The sequence below is a fragment of the Phenylobacterium sp. genome (assembly GCF_044358365.1).
GTDB lineage: Bacteria > Pseudomonadota > Alphaproteobacteria > Caulobacterales > Caulobacteraceae > Phenylobacterium.
Map to the genome: position 1 here is coordinate 1 of NZ_JBIKNZ010000066.1, position 18,512 is coordinate 18,512.

15 protein-coding genes are annotated in these 18,512 nt (G+C 65.7%); 5 read left to right on the forward strand and 10 right to left on the reverse strand.

Annotation, left to right across the window (positions count from 1 at the left end; all coding sequences use genetic code 11):
* Nucleotides 1-259: 259 nt before the first annotated feature.
* From ACIQ3B_RS14795 to ACIQ3B_RS14805, 3 genes are all read right to left on the reverse strand, one after another.
* Nucleotides 260-2,080 carry a flavin-containing monooxygenase gene (locus ACIQ3B_RS14795; protein WP_397403875.1) on the reverse strand — a complete coding sequence of 607 codons (1,821 nt, stop codon included), beginning with the start codon at nucleotides 2,078-2,080 and terminating at the stop codon, nucleotides 260-262.
* 1 nt (nucleotide 2,081) lies between these two features.
* Nucleotides 2,082-3,122 carry a hypothetical protein gene (locus tag ACIQ3B_RS14800; RefSeq protein WP_397403877.1) on the reverse strand — a complete coding sequence of 347 codons (1,041 nt, stop codon included), beginning with the start codon at nucleotides 3,120-3,122 and terminating at the stop codon, nucleotides 2,082-2,084.
* 121 nt (nucleotides 3,123-3,243) lie between these two features.
* Nucleotides 3,244-4,911, reverse strand: coding sequence for a M20/M25/M40 family metallo-hydrolase (locus ACIQ3B_RS14805; protein WP_397403879.1), 1,668 nt, complete (start codon nucleotides 4,909-4,911; stop codon nucleotides 3,244-3,246).
* Between the two features lie 158 nt (nucleotides 4,912-5,069).
* Here ACIQ3B_RS14805 and ACIQ3B_RS14810 point away from each other — a divergent pair, with 158 nt between their 5' ends.
* Nucleotides 5,070-5,279, forward strand: coding sequence for a hypothetical protein (locus ACIQ3B_RS14810; protein ID WP_397403881.1), 210 nt, complete (start codon nucleotides 5,070-5,072; stop codon nucleotides 5,277-5,279).
* Here the strand turns inward: ACIQ3B_RS14810 and ACIQ3B_RS14815 are convergent.
* Together ACIQ3B_RS14815 and ACIQ3B_RS14820 are read right to left on the reverse strand one after the other, a co-directional pair.
* Nucleotides 5,276-6,292 carry a copper resistance protein B gene (locus ACIQ3B_RS14815; protein WP_397403883.1) on the reverse strand — a complete coding sequence of 339 codons (1,017 nt, stop codon included), beginning with the start codon at nucleotides 6,290-6,292 and terminating at the stop codon, nucleotides 5,276-5,278. The two genes, ACIQ3B_RS14810 and ACIQ3B_RS14815, sit on opposite strands and share 4 nt — an antisense overlap.
* A gap of 8 nt (nucleotides 6,293-6,300) precedes the next feature.
* The gene (locus tag ACIQ3B_RS14820) at nucleotides 6,301-8,022 is read right to left on the reverse strand and encodes a copper resistance system multicopper oxidase (protein ID WP_397403885.1); all 1,722 of its coding nucleotides are present in this window, start codon (nucleotides 8,020-8,022) and stop codon (nucleotides 6,301-6,303) included.
* Nucleotides 8,023-8,092: 70 nt separating this feature from the next.
* Here ACIQ3B_RS14820 and ACIQ3B_RS14825 point away from each other — a divergent pair, with 70 nt between their 5' ends.
* Nucleotides 8,093-8,806, forward strand: coding sequence for a PepSY domain-containing protein (locus tag ACIQ3B_RS14825; protein WP_397403887.1), 714 nt, complete (start codon nucleotides 8,093-8,095; stop codon nucleotides 8,804-8,806).
* 96 nt (nucleotides 8,807-8,902) lie between these two features.
* Here ACIQ3B_RS14825 and ACIQ3B_RS14830 read toward each other — a convergent pair whose 3' ends face one another.
* Entirely contained in the window at nucleotides 8,903-9,178 is a 276-nt protein-coding gene (locus tag ACIQ3B_RS14830) for a metal-sensitive transcriptional regulator (protein ID WP_397403890.1), read from the reverse strand.
* Nucleotides 9,179-9,278: 100 nt separating this feature from the next.
* Here ACIQ3B_RS14830 and ACIQ3B_RS14835 point away from each other — a divergent pair, with 100 nt between their 5' ends.
* Complete coding sequence (locus ACIQ3B_RS14835; protein ID WP_397403892.1) at nucleotides 9,279-11,612, forward strand: heavy metal translocating P-type ATPase; 2,334 nt, start codon at nucleotides 9,279-9,281, stop codon at nucleotides 11,610-11,612.
* 79 nt (nucleotides 11,613-11,691) lie between these two features.
* Nucleotides 11,692-13,131 carry an MATE family efflux transporter gene (locus ACIQ3B_RS14840; RefSeq protein ID WP_397403894.1) on the forward strand — a complete coding sequence of 480 codons (1,440 nt, stop codon included), beginning with the start codon at nucleotides 11,692-11,694 and terminating at the stop codon, nucleotides 13,129-13,131.
* A gap of 5 nt (nucleotides 13,132-13,136) precedes the next feature.
* On the opposite strand, the gene ACIQ3B_RS14845 is transcribed toward ACIQ3B_RS14840, so the two are convergent.
* From ACIQ3B_RS14845 to ACIQ3B_RS14855, 3 genes are all read right to left on the reverse strand, one after another.
* Nucleotides 13,137-14,204, reverse strand: coding sequence for a hypothetical protein (locus ACIQ3B_RS14845; RefSeq protein WP_397403896.1), 1,068 nt, complete (start codon nucleotides 14,202-14,204; stop codon nucleotides 13,137-13,139).
* Nucleotides 14,205-14,282: 78 nt separating this feature from the next.
* Nucleotides 14,283-15,242: an aspartyl protease family protein gene (locus tag ACIQ3B_RS14850; protein WP_397403898.1), complete on the reverse strand. Its 960-nt coding sequence runs from the start codon at nucleotides 15,240-15,242 to the stop codon at nucleotides 14,283-14,285.
* Nucleotides 15,239-16,306 carry a beta-N-acetylglucosaminidase domain-containing protein gene (locus tag ACIQ3B_RS14855; protein WP_397403899.1) on the reverse strand — a complete coding sequence of 356 codons (1,068 nt, stop codon included), beginning with the start codon at nucleotides 16,304-16,306 and terminating at the stop codon, nucleotides 15,239-15,241. The genes ACIQ3B_RS14850 and ACIQ3B_RS14855 overlap by 4 nt, the downstream gene beginning before the upstream one ends.
* A 75-nt stretch (nucleotides 16,307-16,381) precedes the next feature.
* On the opposite strand from ACIQ3B_RS14855, the gene ACIQ3B_RS14860 reads away from it, so the two are divergent.
* Nucleotides 16,382-17,539, forward strand: coding sequence for a saccharopine dehydrogenase family protein (locus tag ACIQ3B_RS14860; RefSeq protein WP_397403901.1), 1,158 nt, complete (start codon nucleotides 16,382-16,384; stop codon nucleotides 17,537-17,539).
* Nucleotides 17,540-17,542: 3 nt separating this feature from the next.
* On the opposite strand, the gene ACIQ3B_RS14865 is transcribed toward ACIQ3B_RS14860, so the two are convergent.
* On the reverse strand, nucleotides 17,543-18,328 hold the full coding sequence (locus ACIQ3B_RS14865; RefSeq protein ID WP_397403903.1) for a 3-hydroxybutyrate dehydrogenase: 786 nt from the start codon (nucleotides 18,326-18,328) through the stop codon (nucleotides 17,543-17,545).
* Nucleotides 18,329-18,512 lie beyond the last annotated feature (184 nt).

The window sequence follows — 18,512 nt, forward strand, 5'->3', positions numbered from 1 at the left end:
CCGCCTTCGCGAAGGCGGGCAATCGTACATCTCTCTTCCAGATCGAGCTGCTGGTAGCGGCATCCCATGGCAACACTCCCTCGCCAGAGTGTTGCACTTCGTTTGAGAACTCAGGGGACCCAGATGGAATGGCGCCGGGGCGGGTTCCATGTTCGCGCAGCGATTCCAGTCAGCCTCCCAGCCTTGAGATCTGGTTCCCGGCATCCGCCGGGATGAGCGGATGTTGTTGAAATTGTTGACTGCAAATTGAGGGCAGATCCTAGGGTCCTTGCAACTCCAGCCCCGCCAGATCCCCTTTCGCGCGCCATTCTGCGAGCAAGGCGTTGAACTTGTTGATACCCGGCGTGTACGTCTGGCCGTTCAGGCCTCCCGAGCGCTCGCCGCCCTCGTTGTTGTAGTAGCCGGGCGTGCAGGCGTTCTGGAAGTTGCGGTTGAGGACTGCGACCGAGCGGATGGTCTCAACCCAGGCTTCCTCGGCCTCGGCGGTCGGCTCAACCGTGACGGCCCGGCGTTTCCGCGCCTCGGCGATGATGTAGGCGATGTGCCTGGCCTGATCGTCGAACATGGCGGTCATGTTTACGCTCAGTCCGTTCTGCCCGACGCCGATGTAGAACCAGTTGGGGAAGTTGCGGCTGGAGTGGCCGTGCAGCGTGCGGAAGCCGTCCTTGTAGTAGTCGTAGAGCGACAGCCCGTCCCGCCCGTTGATCTCGAACCCGATCCGCCGCCTGAACGCGGTGGAGATCTCGAAGCCCGATGCGTAGATAATGCAATCGACGGGATACTCGACGCCATTGGCCACCACCCCGGTCCGGGTGATGCGCTCGACGCCCTTGGCAGCGCTCACATCCACAAGGCTTACGTTCGGCCGGTTGAAGGTGGGTAGGAACTCGTCGTTGAAGGTCGGGCGCTTGCAGAACTGGCGATACCAGGGCTTCAGGGCCTCTGCGGCGGCCGGATCGGTCACCGTCTCGTCCACCCGGGCGCGAATCCGGTTCATCTTCATGAAATCGCCCAGCTCGGCCTGTCGCGCGGCCTCCTGGGGAGACAGCTTTTCGCCCCGCGCGACTGCGGCCCGAATGCCGGCGGCAAGGCTGCGGAAAATGTCGGTCCATCCGTCGTTGACCAGGTCTTCCGTGAACGGCTTGCCCTCGACGATGTCGGCGAAGTTGCGTCGCCGCGCCGCCTGCCAACCCGGCTCAAGGGACCTGGACCAGGCTTCGTCGGTCGGCTTGTTGCCCCGAAGGTCCACTGAGGAGGGGGTGCGCTGGAAGACGTAGAGTTGCCGGGCGTGTCGGCCGACAAAGGGCACGCACTGGATCGCCGTGGCGCCGGTGCCGATCACGGCAACGCGCTTGTTGGCCAGTTTCGTCAGCCCGCCGGTGGTGTCGCCGCCTGTGTAGTCATAGTCCCAGCGGCTGGTGTGGAAGCTATGACCCTTGAAGTCCTCGAGCCCGGGGATGCCCGGCAGCTTGGCCCGGCTTGCCGTCCCCAGCGCCATGATGACGAAACGCGCCTTCATGTCGTCGCCGCGATTGGTGCGGATACGCCAGCGCTTGAGACCCTCATCCCAGGCGAGCGCGCTCACGCGGGTCTGAAAGCAGGCGACGTCGTAGAGGCCGTAGGCTTGCCCGATCCGCTGGGAGTGTTCGAAGATCTCGCCGACGTAGGCGTACTTCTCTTTCGGGATGTAGCCCAGCTCTTCCAGCAGCGGCAGGTAGCAGTAGCTCTCGATGTCGCACTGAGCGCCCGGATATCGGTTCCAGTACCAGGTGCCGCCGAAGTCTGCGCCAGCCTCGATAATGCGGAAGTCGTCGATGCCCTGTTCCCGCAGCCGCGCCGCGGCCAGAAGGCCCGAGAACCCGCCCCCGATGATCGCCACCTCGACCTCGTCGGTCAGGGGCGCGCGGGTGAAGCCGGGGTCGGCGTAGGGATCGTCCTCCGCGTACCGCGCAAAGCGGCCGGACAGTTCCACATACTGCGCCTCGCCATCGGACCGGAGCCGCTTCTCCCGCTCCTGCCGGTACTTTTCGCGCAGCGCGTCCGGGTCGAATCCGGGGTCGTTCACGGAGCTTTCGTTCATCCTAGTACCCGGCTGTCCGGCCGCTGGGCGCGCCATCCACGATCTGATCGAGGTATTCGCTGAGGCCGTAGCCTACCAGGTCGCCGCAACGGTACTCGGTCATGCCCTCGGTGATCCGGGTCTGCAGTTCCTGGCCGTCCGGCGTCTTGCGCCGGTTACGGAGCGGGATCAGGGAAACGACCTTGCCGGTCACCTCATAGCTCTTGCCGGCCACGGTCTTCACCCTGGCCCTGAGCGCGGTCTGATAGCCGTTGGCGTCCCAATCGGTGTCGATCACGCATTCCTCGATCAGGTCGTAGATCCCGTCACGGAACACCATGCCGCCTTGCCTGGCCCCGCCCTTGCCGTCGCCGATCACCGACAGCATCATCCCGAAGTCCCGGCCGAAATTCATCGGACACCAGCGATACCAGTCGATCGCCTGCCAGTGCCGTGGTCCCCAGGACTTGTCCCGCAACCCAAATCCGGAGATCTCGAACCGCTCGTCGCCCACGGTCACGACGCCTTTCGCCGCGCAGTGCTGTTCGTAGTGAGCCTTGGCGAAGGACTTTTCCGGGTCGATGTCCAGGGACGACCCGTCGGCCTTGACCGTTTCTCCGCCGTACATCGGCGATACGCCTTCGTAGTCCAGCTCGACCGTGCACGGCACGCTGGGATTTTCGCGATAGGCCTTCTTCGGGTCCGCCATTTCATGCGGCCGCGCCAGCAGAAGCGCCTTGCCCGAGAAGCTCACCTTCAGGCGTTTGAAGGGTTCGACCACCTCGATCCTCAGGCCACCCGCAGCCATTTCGCGGTTGCCCTCGATGGCCGGCCGCCCGAACGTGAACGCCACCCGGCCATCGGGCAGGTAGAGGCAGACGCTGATCTCGGCATAGTTCTCATTGGGCCGATTGCCGATACGGAACCAGCCGCCGGTGTTCTTCGCCGGGTCAAAGACGTTGAAGTACATGCTTTCGTTGTAGTTTTTGGCTTCTCCCGGATCGTGCGGATACTCGTCCTCGGGCGCGAGCCTGGTCTTGAAGCCTTCAGCCATTTTCGCCATGCGCAATCCTCCGCCAGCCGTTGCGGCGGAACGATGGGCTTGTGACGCGGCGGAATGCCAAGCGTGCAAGATGCGGAAATACGAAAGTTGGCCGCTCCGCCGCCAGGAGGACCTCTTTTCTCTAGCGCCGCGCCGCCGCCGATTTCGCGCGGATCGGCTTGAACTCCGAGCTGGCGTTCCAGTCGGGCCAGCGGGCCGAGTTGGCCAGGGCGCGGCCGGCCTCGAAGGCGAGGTTCACGTCGTCGGCGGCGCCCTGATAGTTCTGGGTGGGCTCCCAGCGGTCGCAGGTCTGGTGGTAGCACCGGGCGGTGTAGTCCTCGACCCAGCGGTCGCCGGCCTCACGACCGCCGTTGATCAGATCCGCGCCGCCGCCCATCCCCATGAACAGCATGACCGGCACCCCACGCTTGGCCAGGGAGAAATGGTCGGCCCGATAGAACAGGGCGCGTTCGGGCTTCGGGTCTGGCGTGATGGTGCGGCCATAGCGCGCGGCGATGACGGCGACCTCGGGTTCAAGTTCGTTCTGCCCGGCGCCCACCAGCACCAGATCGCGGGACGGTCCGGACGTTTGCAGGACATCGAAGGTGTAGTTGGCTACCATTTTCGTAAGGGCCGCCTCGTTGCGCTGCGCATAGAACTCGCTGCCCAGCAGGCCGCGTTCCTCGGCGGTCCAGGCGGCGAACAGGATGGTGCGGTCGGGGCGGGGGCCGGCGGCAAAGGCCCGGGCCGTTTCGATCACCCCGGCCACGCCCACCGCGTCGTCGACAGCGCCGGGACGGATCACGGCGCCGTTCGCATCAGGCGCGCCCACGCCAAACCCGTCCCAGTGAGCGGCATAGAGGATGGTTTCATCAGGTCGCCGGGCGCCGGGCAGGGCGGCCACGACGTTGCGGCTCTCCAGCATGGTGAACTCATTGCCGTAGTCTGCTGAAAAGCTGGCGTCCTTGAGCTCTACAGGTTTGAACGCAGCCGAGCGGGCGCGCACCTTCTCGGCCTCGAAGTCCAGCCCGGCCTTGCGGAACAGTTCGACGGCCTGGTCCCGCTGGATCCAGCCCTGGAGTTTCAATTTCTCGGCAGCGGGATTGGTTCTGACGACGTCGTAGGTCTCGTTGTTACCCGCGATGACGGTGCTCCAGCCGTAGGCGGCGCCAGCCGTCTCGTGGATGATCAGCATCCCCAACGCGCCGCGCCGCACCGCCTCCTCGTACTTGTAGACCCAGCGGCCATAGAAGGTGGCGGCGCGGCCGCCGAACTTGCCGGCGACGGGCTCGTCTGCGGCAGCCTCGAAATCGGGGTCGTTGATCAGGACCAGCAACATCTTGCCGCGGACATCGACGCCCTTGAAGTCGTCCCAGTTGCGCTCAGGCGCGCTGACGCCATAGCCCACGAAGACCAATGGCGCGGCCTTGATGACCACCTGATCGACCGGTTGCTGCGTTTCGATCCGAAGGTCGGTCTGTTCCCTGAGCGGCGTGATCTGGCCGCGGACCGAGATCGCGTAGTCGCCGCCAGGCGTTGTCTGATAACGCCTGAGCGGGACGGACTGCGTCCAGCCGCCGTTGTCGCCGGCGGGCTTCAGGCCGAGCGCCTTGAACTGACCCACGATGAAGTCGATGGTCTTCTGCTCGCCCGGGCCACCGGGAGCACGCCCGGCATAGGGTTCGGACGCCAATTCGCGGGTGATGTCGGACAACCGCTGGGCGGATATGGCCGGCGCCGGCTGAGCCAGCGCTGTTTCTGCAAACAACGCCCACATGAGTGCGATGAGGACTGGTCGATGATATGTCATATCGCTCCTATAAGGTCGTCGACCGCGTTTTAATATCTTGTGTGTCAGGCTGAAACCGCCATCGATCCGCCATCTGGCGCGTTCAGTTTGGCTAAATGATTTTGCGGGCGTGCGTCCGTGCCGGGGTTTTGATGGAAACGATCAACAGAGCAAACAAGATGGCTGGAAAACCCGGCTACTATGATGTTTACGAAGGCTATCAGGAAGACACGGGTGGCCCTGCGAAGCTGGTGTCGCTGGCGCGTGCAGCCCGCAAACGCGCGCGCGCGGCAATGGCTGCCGAGGCTCTGACAATGGGCGCCATCGGCCTGACAGTCGGCGTCGCCGTCGGGGCGGCTCTGGCGCTGAAGCTGGCGCCTCGTCGCTAGAACCAGGCGCGCAGACCGAGCACAAGGCGGGTTTCGCGAACGCGCTCGCCTGCCTGAAGGGCGGCATCGGCGGTTCCGCCGACAGTGCGCGTGTGATTGACCCCGATGTAGGGCGAGAACTCCGGGGTTACGGCGTAACGCAGCCGAAGACCGGCCTCGATATCCGATAGTCCGGAGCCAAGGTCCTGGGCCGCCACATCCTGAGCCTGGAAATTGACCTCCACGGCGGATTCCAGCACCAGCCGCTGGGTCAGCCGCAGGTCGTGAGAAGCCTCGAACCGGACCGAGACCTCGCCCTTGTTCGACAGGAAAACAGCCCCGTCGACATCGATCCAGTAGGGTGCAAGACCCTCCAGCCCGAGCACGGCATGGGTCCGGCGCGGTCGGGGCTGGAAATCCTGCCGAAGGCCGGCCTGCAGGTTAAAGTAGGGTCCAATGGCGCGGCTGTAGAGCGCCTGAACTTCCGCCTCTTCGATATGCCCCGACGCGCCGTCGCCTTCGGTCTTTGTGACCAGTCGGTGGATGTCGCCGCCGTACGAAACCCGACCCTCCCAGGCAAAGCCGTCACCGCCGTCTGAGGGACGAAACTCGGCGCGGTCCAGCATCACCGTCGTCCAGGTCATCGCGCCATGCTCACGGCGCAGGACCTCGCGCGCCCGGGCCATGGCGCCGGGGGTATAGAAGCGCTCTGCGGCGTGGTCGGATGGAACCGGAGGCGGCGCGTCGCCGGCGGCTGGCGGACCGGACATGATGTGTCCGGCATGTGGATCCGCCGCCGGTGCGGGCATCCTGTGACCCGCGTGAGGATCGGCAGCCTGGACAGGCGCCGACATTGTGTGTCCGGCATGCGGGTCAGGCGCTGCCGGCTTTGCCGGAGCCGACATTGTGTGTCCGGCATGCGGGTCAGGCGCTGCCGGCTTTGCCGGAGCCGGCATGGTGTGTCCCGCGTGCGGATCCGGCGCCTGTGCCAGCGCCGGGCTGACGCTGGTCGCGAGAAGGAGGGCGATGACCATGCGAACCATCATGCCTCGCCCTCAAGAGGCCTGACGGTAATGACCTTGAACATGCCCGCGTGCATGTGCAGCAGCATGTGACAGTGGAACGCCCAGTCTCCCGGCGCGTCGGCGGTCATATCGAAGGCGACCTTTCCGCCCGGCATCACATTGACGGTGTGCTTGCGGGGGTGCTGGCCCGGGTGGCCGTTGACGACCTCGAAGAAGTGGCCGTGCAGGTGGATGGGGTGGTTCATCATGCTGTCGTTGACCAGCGTGACCCGCACCCGTTCATCGCGGCGGAAGGGTATCGGCTTTGTCACCTCGCTGAATTTCTCCCCGTCGAAGGCCCACATGAAGCGTTCCATGTTGCCGGTCAGGTGAAGTTCCAGACTACGCGAGGGCGGACGCGTATCGGGGTTTGGCGTGAGTGCGATCAGGTCGGCGTAGGTCAGAACCTTACCCTCAACGCTTTCCAGGCCCGTGGGGCGGTCGGCGGTGCGGTCCACCGGCATCGGCGAGATCATCTGCACGCCAGGGCCCATTTTCACCTGTGGCGCGTTCGTCGGGTTCAGCATCGACATGTCCATGTCGCTATGCCCGCCGGGCCCGTGCATCCCGGCCATGTCCATGCCCATGTCGCGCATCTTGAGCAGGGGACGTTCACGCAGGCGCGGGGCCTGCGCGACCATGCCCGGGCGAGGGGCCAGGGTTGCCCGGACCAGCCCGGAACGATCAGCGGCCTCGGCCACCAGCGCATACGCCCGGTCCTCGGTGGGCTCAACGATGACGTCGTAGGTCTCTGCGTTGGCGATCTGCAGTTCGTCGACGCTGACCGGCTTCACATCCAGTCCATCCGCCTGGACCACCGTCATACGCAGACCCGGGATCCGCAGGTTGAAGATGGTCATCGCCCCGGCGTTGATGATCCGCAGGCGCACGCGCTCTCCGAGCCGGAACAGGCCGGTCCAGTTCTCGGCCAGGCCGTGGCCGTTGATCAGATAACTGTAGGTCGCGCCGGTGACGTCCAGAATATCGGTGGGATCCATGCGCATGGCGCCCCACTCGGCGCGTTCGGCGAGGGTCTGGTCCTTGCCCGAGGCCAATCCGGCGATCGTCTGCTTCTGGCGGTTGAAGTAGCCGGCCCGCTGCTTCAGCTTCTTCATCATCACGTGGGGGTGCAGGAAACTGTAGTCGGAGAGCACCACCACATGCTCCCGATCATAGGGGGCGGGCTCGGCGCCGGCCGGGTCGATCACTAGTGGTGCGTAGTGGCCCAGCAATTCCTGGAGGCCGGAATGGCTGTGATACCAGTAGGTCCCCGCCTGGCGGATCGGGAATTCGTAGACGAACGTTTCGCCCGGTTTGATCCCCGGGAAACTCACCCCCGGAACGCCGTCCATCTGGAAGGGCAGCAACAGGCCGTGCCAGTGGATCGAGGTATCCTCGTCGGTCAGGGTGTTCGTCACCGCGATGCGAACGTCCTGGCCTTCCTTGAGGCGGATCAGCGGGCCGGGGACTGTGCCGTTGACGCCAATGGCATGGGTTGCGCGGCCGCCGATTTTCAGGTGGGCGTGGCCGATGCTGAGGGCGATGTCCTCGCCGGTCAGGGCCTGGGGGGCCTTGAGGCCGGGTGTCTGGCTGCGGGCCCACGCCGGTAGAAGCGATGTCACGAGCGCGCCCCCGCCGAGGGACGCAAACCCCTGCAGCAGGTTGCGGCGGCCCAACAGGATGGATTTTGACAGGGACACTGCGGACCTAAGGGTTCAAGACAATCGGAGGGGATGCCAGTGCCGATGATGGCGGTTCGGGAGTTTGGATATGGGGCGCTTGTCCACGCAAATCCACAAATGGCTGGCTTTGGTTGTCGGCCTTCAGGTCCTGGGCTGGGTGGTCGGCGGACTGGTGATGACCGCCATCCCCATCGAGCGGGTGCGCGGCGAACACCATGTCGCGCAGTTTCAGCCGGCGGCCCTGCCGATGTCCGGGCTCGTGAGCTATGAGGCGGCTGCAAGAGGCCTGGGTGTCGAACCGGTCGAGGCGACGGTTAGGTCCACCCTGCGCGGCCCGCAATGGCGACTGAAGGATGCCGGCGGCGCGGTCCATGTGGTTGACGCGATAACCGGCCGGCACGTGGCGCCGCTTGCAAAATCGGAGGCGCGGCTGCTGGCCGGCGTTCAGTATCAGGGCCGCGGACAGCCGGCTGAGCCGCAGTGGTTCGCCGTGGCGCCGCAGGAGGCGGGCAAGCCCGGACCGCTCTGGCGTGTGGACTTTGATGATGCCGAGAAGACCAGTTTCTACCTGTCGCCCGAGACCGGCGAGGTGGTGAGCCGACGGTCCGACGTCTGGCGCTTCTACGATTTCTTCTGGCGGATCCACATCCTCGATTTCAAGACAGGCGACAACTTCAACAACCCGCTGATCATTGCTGCGGCCGCCTTGACCCTGCCCGTGGTGATCACCGGCCTGATCCTGCTCTGGATCCGCCTGGGTCGTGATCTGAAGAGCCTGGCGGTCGCGCGGCGCAGGGGTTAGTGCGTGCGATCCGGACTGATCAGGCTGACGCTGATCACCAGAGCCAAGCTCTTCAAGGCCATCAACGCGGTTGTGATCGGGCTCGTCGATCATGGCTCAGCGCGCCGTGCGTTCCATGAGTTGAATCAATTCCTCGGCCTTTTTCCGTTGCTCGGTCTTGTCGCCTGAGACGATGGCGCCCTCGATGCAGTGACCCAGGTGGTCGCGCAAGATCTCGGTTTCGACCTTCGCCAATGCGGCGCGCACGGCTCTGATCTGCGTCAGCACGTCGATGCAATAGCGGTCGTCCTCGACCATCCGGGCAATGCCCCTAACCTGACCCTCGATCCGGCTCAGGCGGTTCAGCAGGCGGGGTTTTCCCTCGCGTTGCATCCAAGTCTCCACAGCGGCGTTCACATACCCCAAACCGGTATCTGAGTTATGCCCACTGGGGGTATATTTCAAGGGTCCGGAGACCAACGGAGTGCCTGTCGTGAAACCTGCCCAAGCGCCTGCGGCCAAAGCGCAAGTTGTGACGCATAGCGTGATTGATCCGGTCTGCGGGATGACCGTTGATCCCGCAAGGTCACCGCACCATGCCGAACACGCAGGGAAGGTTTTTCACTTCTGCTCCGGTGGCTGTCGGACCAGGTTTGTCGGCGATCCCGCCCGTTATCTCGGCACGGTGAGTGAACCGCCCACACCGGTCCCGGCCGGGACTATCTATACCTGCCCGATGCATCCGGAGGTCCGCCAGGAAGGCTCCGGAAGCTGCCCGATCTGCGGCATGGCGCTCGAGCCTGAGGTTTTCACCGCCGATGCCGGCCCCGATCCCGAGTTGATCGACATGAGCCGGCGGTTCTGGATCGCCCTCGCCCTGACTGTCCCCGTCTTTATTCTGGAGATGGGCAGTCACGCCTTCAACCTTCACCGGTTCGTGGCGCCGGTCGCATCGGGTTGGTTTCAGGCTGCCCTGGCCACGCCGGTGGTGCTCTGGGCGGGCTCGCCATTTTTTGTACGCGGCTGGGCGTCGCTGAAGACCCGAAACCTCAACATGTTCACCCTGATCGCCCTGGGCGTCGGCGTGGCGTGGACCTACAGCGTGGTGGCGCTGTTGGCGCCGGGGATATTCCCGGCAGCGTTCCGCGGCCAGGGCGGGACGGTCGCGGTTTATTTCGAGGCCGCGGCTGTGATCACCGTACTGGTGCTACTGGGCCAGGTGCTGGAGTTGCGCGCCAGGGCCCAGACATCGGGTGCGATCCGGGCGCTGATGGATCTGACGCCGAAGACCGCGCAGCGGGTGAAGGCTGACGGAACCGACGAAGAGGTGAGCCTGGATCAGGTTCAGGTCGGCGACCGCCTGCGGGTGCGTCCGGGGGAACAGGCGCCTACCGACGGCGTGCTGCTGGAAGGTCGCGTAGCGATCGATGAATCCATGCTGACGGGCGAATCCATGCCGGTGACAAAGGCCGAGGGCGACACCGTAGTTGGTGGGTCGCTGAACGGGACAGGCTCGTTTGTCATGCGCGCGGACAAGGTCGGCGCGGAGACCCTGTTGTCGCGGATCGTGCAGATGGTGGCCGAGGCCCAGCGCAGCCGCGCCCCGATCCAGCGAATGGCTGACAAGGTTTCCGGCTGGTTTGTCCCGGCGGTCCTGGCTGCCGCAGTGGCGGCGTTCGCGGTCTGGGGGCTGGTAGGGCCGGAGCCGCGTCTGGCCTATGGTCTTGTCGCGGCGGTCTCGGTGTTGATTATCGCTTGCCCCTGTGCGCTGGGCCTTGCGACGCCGATTTCGATCATGGTGGGCGTCGGGCGAGGCGCCCAGGCGGGGGTGCTGATCCGTGACGCTGCCGCCCTGGAGCGGCTGGAGAGAATTGACACCCTGATCGTCGACAAGACCGGCACCCTGACCGAGGGCCGACCGGCGGTGACAGCCATTCGACCCGCGAGGGGGTTTGACGAGGCTGGACTGCTGCGGCTGGCGGCCAGCCTTGAGCGTGGCAGTGAGCATCCCTTGGCCACCGCCATCTTGCGGGCAGCCGGTGAGCGCGGCCTGACGCTCGCGGAACCTGCCGCCTTCGACTCGCCTGTGGGCAAGGGTGTGATGGGCGAGATCGACGGACGGCGCGTGGCGCTGGGGTCCGGCCCTTTCCTGGCCGAGCAGGGGATCAATGTCGCCGCGCTCGACGCCGAAGCCGAGTCGCTGCGCCTCGACGGTGCTACCGCGATCTTCGCGGGCGTTGACGGCGTGGCCGCCGGGGTCTTCGCCATCGCCGACCCGATCAAGGCCACTTCGGCGGAGGCCGTTCGCCTGTTGAGGGCTGATGGTGTGCGGCTGGTGATGATGACCGGCGACAACCGGACCACGGCGATGGCGGTGGCCAGGCGCCTGGGGATCGAGGATGTCGAGGCCGGGGTGCTGCCCCAGGGCAAGGCCGCCGTCGTTGAACGGTTGCGCGGAGAAGGTCGCGCCGTCGCGATGGCTGGCGACGGGGTGAACGACGCCCCGGCGCTGGCCGCGGCCGACGTCGGGATCGCCATGGGCGCGGGCGCCGACGTGGCCAAGGAAAGTGCAGGCGTGACGCTGCTGTCCGGCGACCTGCTGGGGCTGGTGAAGGCGCGGCGGCTGTCAAAGGCGGTGATGCGCAATATCCGCCAGAACCTGGTCTTCGCCTTCATCTACAACATCGCCGGCGTGCCGCTGGCCGCTGGCCTGCTCTATCCGGCCTTTGGCCTCCTGCTATCGCCCCAGGTGTCGGCGGCAGCTATGGCCCTTTCGTCGGTCAGTGTGATCGGCAACGCGCTGCGATTGAGGACCATGAAACTGTAATGTCCCAGAGTTAGAGCGCGGGCGTGTCAGGGTCGCTATGGTGAGGCGTCGTCGCTGAGTCGGATTCCCAGTTTCACCCATGGCCCTTGAAGACTCAGCGATCGAGACGACCCCGGCGCCGGCGCGATCCCAGGTGGACGAGCGCCGGTTCCTGGACGGGCCGGTCGCGCCCACGCTGATCCGGTTTGGCATGCCCTTGCTGGCCACCAACACCCTGATGTCGCTTTCGGGAAGCTGGGGGGCGGTGTGGGTCAGCCATGTGCTGGGGCCGGATGCGCTGACCGCCGTGGTGAACGCCAATCTCTTCATGTGGATGCTGACCGGCAGCGTCATGGGCGTAGGCTCGGCGGCGGGGATTGCCATCGGCCAGGCGCTGGGCCACGGCGACCGCAGCGTGGTCAAGAAGCTTACCGGCAACGCCATAACCTTTGCGCTGATCGCCTCGTTCCTGTCGGCGGCCCTTGGCTATGTTTTCGCGCCAGCCCTGCTGGACCTGATCCACCTGCCGCTATCGGCCCGGGCGATGGCCATCGACTACCTGCGCTACACCTGCCTCTCGATGCCGCCGGTGTTCATCTTCTCGTTCCTCATGATGATGCTGCGCGGGGTGGGCGACGCGCGGACGCCGTTCCGGTTCTCGCTGATCGCCATCGTACTGGGGCTGATCCTGTCGCCGGCCCTGCTGGTCGGCGCGGCGGGCCTGCCTAAGATGGGGATTGCAGGCGTCGCGGTGGGCGGCATCCTGGCCTATGGCGTCGCCCTCCTGGCCCTGGTCGGCTACCTCTATGTCCGGCGCCATCCATTGGCGCTCAGGCAGGAAGACCTGCACAACCTCAAGCCGGATGGCGCGCTGATCTGGATGCTGGTCACCAAGGGTGCGCCCATGGCGGCCGAGAACATCATCGTTCAGGGCGCGTACTTCGTCCTGCTCAGCCTGGTGAATGCCCAGGGCGCCGCGACGGCCGCCGCCTATGCCGCCGCCGCCCAGCTGTGGGGCTATGTTCAGATGCCCTCGGGCGCGATCGCCCAGTCCATGTCGGCGATGGCGGCGATCTGTATTGGCGCGGGCCGTTGGGACCGTGTTGGCCGGATTGCCTTTCAGGGGTGCCTCGTGTCCGTCGGCTTCACTTTGCTGGCCGCCGCGTTGGTCTATGCGTCCGGCGACCTTCCCCTGAAGCTGTTCCTGCCCGAGGGTGGCGAAGAACTGAAGATCGCGCGGAACATCAACGAGATCGTCCTCTGGGGCTGGATCTTCCTGGCGATCACCAACGGCCTTTCGGCGATGGTGCGCGCCAATTCGGCAATGCTTGCGCCGACACTGATCTACGCCACCACCATGTGGGTCATGCGGGTGCCGTTTGCGCTGATGCTGTTGCCCCTTATCGGAGCCGCCGCGATCTGGTGGAGCTTTCCGCTGGGAACCATCGGCTCCGCCAGTCTGGCGCTGGCCTACTACCGCTGGGGCGGGTGGCGGAAGAACAAGCTGATGGTGGCCGATGTGGTGGATCAGCGCGCCTGAGCCCGCTACTCCGCGCCTTCCTCCTTCACCGCACCCCGATTGCCCTCCATCTCACGGCCCTGGCGTTCCTCCTCGCGGGCGCCGGCGAGGATGCCGTGCAGCGCATAGTTGCCCTCGTGGCAGGCGTACTCATAGACCATCTCGCTTGACGCATTGAACGCCTGCTCGCCCTTGACCGGCTCGGTGAAGGTCGCGGGATCGATGACCTCGAACGTGTATTTGATCTGCTGCGGGGAAATACGGGTGAAGCGTTCGATCACCCGCATGTTCTCGGTGGCGCCGCGGAAAGTCTGGTCACGCCGGAAGTTGGCGGTCTCGACCACCAGGGTGTCACCTTCCCAGCGCCCGATGCTGTCGCCCATCCACTGCCGGACAGACGCCGGTTTGTGCGTGCTGTTCAGGCGGATGATCCGTGTGTCATGGACCATTTCGATCTGGATCATCACCTCATCGCCGGTCTGGGCGATCTGGTAGTGGTTGTTGTAGAGCACTGGCAACATCGGCGGGCCTGACGTCGAGCCAAAACCCACCAGGCAACGCTCGCCCAGGGGCCGCCGTTCCGGCCCATCGAAGTTGCCCAGACGGCCATTGCCGAACGCCGCGCGCTGGCGGGCGAGGGCGGCGGCGCTCAGGGGCAAGCGGCCGTTCTTTGGTTCAACCAGGATGGACGAGCGGGCCTCGCCGCCGATGCGGATCACCTTGGTTCCCGGCGCCACCCAGAACGCGTTGTAACCGCAGGCCGGGCCGCTGGAGCCGTCGCCGCAGGTGGGCAGATCATCGACCCCGGTCTTCTGGTCGGTTGGTCGGCCCGCGGCGTCCATTGCCCTGGCCGTCACGCCTTCGATCTGGCGCGCTTCAGCTTCGGACAGGACAAGCCGGTCGCCGAAGCGCGGATCGCGTTCCAGACGGGTGATGGTGGCGTTGGTCCAGACGCCGGAGAGGTCCGGGTGGCCCCAGACGTTCCGCGGCGCCTTCCATGCAGAAGCCTTGGCGGCGGGGGGCTGAGTCTGGGCGGCGGCGGGCAGGGCCAGACCAAGGCAGGCAGAGAGGAGCACCAGAGCGCGTAAAGTCATTTCAGAGCCTCCCGACAAACCGGATATTCCAATCCGTTACCGCGCAGGATAGGCCGGAAATTCGAAACGGAAAGGGCTTTAGCCGGGCGTCGGGATCACACGCAGCGGAGGCCTGAGCAGAACCAGCCTCTTCCCGCCAAGATCAAGACCCATGCGGAACTGGCGGAAAAGCCCCGTGCCCAGGAGGCCTTCCGGGCCGCCAGCGCCGAACGCGGGGCGATAGATCTGAATGTCCACCGACGGGAGATCCAGAACTCCAATCCGGACGGAGCGCGCGGTGACGATCCGGTTCAGGCTGAACCCGCCCAGATTGACAGAGTGCGCCGCGCCCTGCGTGCGGCCCGGGGAAAGCAGGCCTGTCTTGCGCGCGGCGCCTTCGGACAGCGCCAGCAGGCGGCTGGAACCTGTGTCGACCAGCACATCGACCGGATCGGCGTCCTCAATCTTCACGGCCACAACGGGCGCGCCGCCGCGTCGTCGGAGTGGGAGGTCGATGGCGTCTCGTGGGGGACTATAGGCGCTTGCACTCAGGAACCGGACGCGTGCGCCAGGAAAGTCGGCCTCGACCACGAGATGGCGCAGGAGGTCACGGCCAATCAGCATCTGAAAGTCTCGCCCGCTGAGGGCCGAAACACCCGCCAGATCCAGTGCCGCAGCGTGTAGCCCACTGACTGAAAGTCCGGGCATGGCGAGGTGCAGGGTGACCGAGTGGGTCAGGTCCGGTTTTCCGCTCACGCCAAAAGCCAGCATAGGCGCCGTCAAAGGCCGGCGCAGTCCCAGACGATGGGCGAGCCCGCCGTCGACGGCGGTCATCTGCGCGCCGGAATCGACGATCGCGCGGATAGGTACGCCGTTCACAGCCACGGTGAGATCGATCAGTCCGCCGCCCGGGGACATAGCCATCCAGGGTGTGTCGCGACCGTTGGCCAGTCGCACGTCCAGCGGCGGCCAGGGCAGACGATCGCGCACCAGCCAGACGCCGGCCGCGCCGGAGGCCAGAAGCGCCGCGCGTGAGAGCAGGGCGCGGCGTGTGGTCACTGTGTCTGCAATTCTTCCGCGCCCAGGTTGAAGGCCCCATCCAGCCAGGCGGTGATCTCGCGGGCCGCCGGGTGATCAAAGGCGGCGAAGCGAGCGTGCAGGCGCGCCTTGCGCTGATCATCAAGACCCTTCAGGCCCGTATCCTCAAGCAGCAACAATGTGCGTTCCACGGCATCGGCAAGGTCCGGTCCGAGCACAGCTGTCGCCGCGCGGCGGAAGGCCGCCAGATACTCGTAAGCCTCGCCCCGCGCGTAGCTCTCCGCCAGCGTCAGGGCCGGAATGCGCGACAGTACAGCTTGCGAGGCCGTGTTGATGGCGTGGCCGGAGATGTGGGCGGCGATCGACGCCGGGCGGCCCGTGAAGGCCCGCAGATGCAGATGCTGGCTCATCCGCGGGCCGTCATTGACGGGATAGTTGTCCCAGAGGAACGGTTTGCGGCGCATTTGCTCGGTTACGCGCGCCAGATGGCCAGGTGAATACTCGCGGGAGCAAACCTCTTCGCCGGTCCACATGAGCTGGATCGCGGGATCGAGGCCGGCGCCCAGATCTTCCAGATAGTTGGCAGGCCGCTGGCCGAACGCCCGGTCCAGCACCGGGTCGTCGGTGTAGTAGCTGGGGCAGGCGATGACCCGTGATGCGGTCGTGCGCCCGGCGATCCAGTGGATGATCTCGACCTGGCGCGCGGCCAGGCCGGGCAGGTCGCCCTTCATGTCGTCGAAGAATACCCCTAGATCGGCCAGGCCCAGGCATTCGAGCTGGTCCAGCTTGGCGGCGAGCGCAGCCTTGGCGTCCGCGTCGAAACCGAGGAACAGCTCATATGGGCTGAGGCCCACGCCGAAGCGAACCCCGGCGTCGCGACAGGTCCCGGCGAAGGCGCCCAGCGCTGCGAGTTCGGCGTCGGGATAGGGCTCGCGCCAACGGCGGCGTAAGTAACCGTCCGCCTTCGGGGCGTAGAGGTAGAAGCCGTAGCCATGCGGCGCCAGCGCCCGAACCATGTCGGCCCGCCCATTCCAGCTGTAGGGACGACCGAAGAAACCTTCGATGATTCCGAGATCGATGCTCATGTGCCGAGACTAACGGCAGGCGTTGCGTTGACGATGTAAATTTGTAAGGTCGGCGCCGAAAAAGGAGCCGCGATCATGAACCCCGCCGCAGAGTTCGACATCATCGTCTATGGCGCTACCGGATACACTGGCCGCCTCGTCGCCGAGCATCTGGCTGCGCGATATGGCGTCGGCGGCGAAGTCAAATGGGCGATGGCCGGGCGCTCGGCGGCGAAACTGGCCGAGGTGCGAGACGAGATCGGCGCGCCCAAGGATACGCCCCTGATCGTGGCCGACGCGTCGGACGCGGACTCGGTCGCGGCAATGGTTAACCGCGCCAAGGCGATCGTCACGACGGTTGGTCCCTATCAGCTCTATGGCTCGGACCTGGTGGCGGCCTGTGCGAAGGCCGGCACGGATTATCTGGACCTGAGTGGCGAGCCCAACTGGATGCGTCAGATGATCGACGCCCATGACGCAGCGGCCAAGGCGTCCGGCGCGCGGATCCTGCACTCGGTGGGCTTTGACTCGGTGCCGTTCGAACTGGGCGTCTACTTCTGCCAGGAAACGGCGAAGTCGAAGCTGGGTGGGGTTGTTCCACGCGTGAAGGGGCGGGTGCGGGGCATGCAGGGCGGCCTGTCGGGCGGCACGGCGGCCAGCGGGGCGGCCACCATGGCCGCAATCCAGAAGGATCCGTCGATGCTGGCGGTTATGATGAGCCCCTTCGGACTGACGCCGGGCTTTCAGGGCCCCGCCCAGCCCACCGGTCAGGAGGCCGGGGAAGATCCCGACGTCGGACCTGTTGCGCCGTTCATGATGGCGGTGATCAATTCCAAGAACGTGCACCGCTCGAATTTGCTGATGGGTCACGCCTATGGCCAGGACTTCGTCTACGACGAAATGGTGATGAGTTCGCCAGAGTCGGGCGGACCGGGATTCACCGACATGGCCTCGTTGCCGGGCGGCGTGCCCAAGCCGGGCGACGGCCCGACCAAGGCCGAACGTGAGGCAGGATTCTACGATATCCTGTTCGTGGGCATCGCCGCCGACGGCCGCCAGGTGCGGGTATCGGTAAAGGGCGACATGGACCCGGGATATGGTTCCACGTCCAAGATGCTGGCCGAGGCGGCGATCTGCCTGGTGCGGGCGCCCGACGTTGCGGGCGGCGTCTGGACCCCGGGCGCGGCGCTGCAAGGTCGGCTGGTGGACCGACTGCAGGCCCATGCGGGCCTCAGCTTCGTTGTTGAGAGCTGAGCCTCAGGCCGCCGTCCAGCCACCGTCCATCGACAGGTTTGCGCCTGTGATCTGGCTGGCGGCGTCCGAGCACAGGAAGACGGCCATGGCCGCCACCTGATCCGGGGTCACGAACTGCTTGGTGGGTTGGGCGGCCAGCAGGACGTCGTTGATCACCTGCGCCTTGGTCATGCCGCGGGCGGCCATGGTGTCAGGGATCTGCTTCTCCACCAGCGGCGTCCAGACGTAGCCGGGGCTGATGCAGTTGACGGTGATCTTCGAGGCCGCCACTTCGAGCGCTGCCGTCTTGGTGAGACCGACCAGACCGTGCTTCGCCGCCACATAGGCCGACTTGAAGGGCGAGGCGACCAGGCTGTGGGCCGAGGCGGTGGAGATGATCCGACCCCACTGGCGCGCCTTCATCCCCGGGATCGCCGCACGCATGGCGTGGAAGGCCGAAGACAGATTGATCGCCAGGATCTGGTTCCATTTGTCGACCGGGAACTCGTCGATGGGCGCGACGTGCTGGATCCCGGCGTTGTTGACCAGGATGTCCACCCCGCCAAACCTTGCCTCGGCCGCAGCGATCATGGCGGCAATGGCTGCGCCATCGCTCATGTCCGCGCCGTCATAGCTGGCCTTGACCCCGAATTCGGCCTCGATGCGGGCGCGCTCTGCCTCGATGGCGGCGGGGTCGCCAAACCCGTTGAGAACCACATTTGCGCCTTCCCTGGCCATGGCGCGGGCGATGGCCAGGCCGATCCCGCTGGTGGATCCGGTGATCAGGGCGGTCTTGTTTGCGAGGGTCATTCAGAGCTCCGGGGCGTCTGGAAGGGCATGGGCGATGTCATGACCTATCCGGGCCTGAACGGCCACCGCCCGAATGATGATACCGGCCGCGATTGGCTCGCCAACCTCCCCCATGAATGGGGGAGGTTCTTCTCTTCTGCTCACATCAATCCCAGCGCCTTGAAACTGGCTACGCCGTCGCGGC

Coding starts and splice junctions, on each gene's coding strand:
- ACIQ3B_RS14830 (WP_397403890.1), bottom strand. CDS start 9,178: ATGCAACGCGAGGGAAAACCCCGCCTGCTGAACCGCCTGAGCCGGATC.
- ACIQ3B_RS14855 (WP_397403899.1), bottom strand. CDS start 16,306: ATGAGCATCGATCTCGGAATCATCGAAGGTTTCTTCGGTCGTCCCTAC.
- ACIQ3B_RS14805 (WP_397403879.1), bottom strand. CDS start 4,911: ATGACATATCATCGACCAGTCCTCATCGCACTCATGTGGGCGTTGTTT.
- ACIQ3B_RS14845 (WP_397403896.1), bottom strand. CDS start 14,204: ATGACTTTACGCGCTCTGGTGCTCCTCTCTGCCTGCCTTGGTCTGGCC.
- ACIQ3B_RS14825 (WP_397403887.1), top strand. CDS start 8,093: ATGGGGCGCTTGTCCACGCAAATCCACAAATGGCTGGCTTTGGTTGTC.
- ACIQ3B_RS14795 (WP_397403875.1), bottom strand. CDS start 2,080: ATGAACGAAAGCTCCGTGAACGACCCCGGATTCGACCCGGACGCGCTG.
- ACIQ3B_RS14860 (WP_397403901.1), top strand. CDS start 16,382: ATGAACCCCGCCGCAGAGTTCGACATCATCGTCTATGGCGCTACCGGA.
- ACIQ3B_RS14840 (WP_397403894.1), top strand. CDS start 11,692: ATGGCCCTTGAAGACTCAGCGATCGAGACGACCCCGGCGCCGGCGCGA.
- ACIQ3B_RS14810 (WP_397403881.1), top strand. CDS start 5,070: ATGGCTGGAAAACCCGGCTACTATGATGTTTACGAAGGCTATCAGGAA.
- ACIQ3B_RS14815 (WP_397403883.1), bottom strand. CDS start 6,292: ATGGTCATCGCCCTCCTTCTCGCGACCAGCGTCAGCCCGGCGCTGGCA.
- ACIQ3B_RS14865 (WP_397403903.1), bottom strand. CDS start 18,328: ATGACCCTCGCAAACAAGACCGCCCTGATCACCGGATCCACCAGCGGG.
- ACIQ3B_RS14800 (WP_397403877.1), bottom strand. CDS start 3,122: ATGGCGAAAATGGCTGAAGGCTTCAAGACCAGGCTCGCGCCCGAGGAC.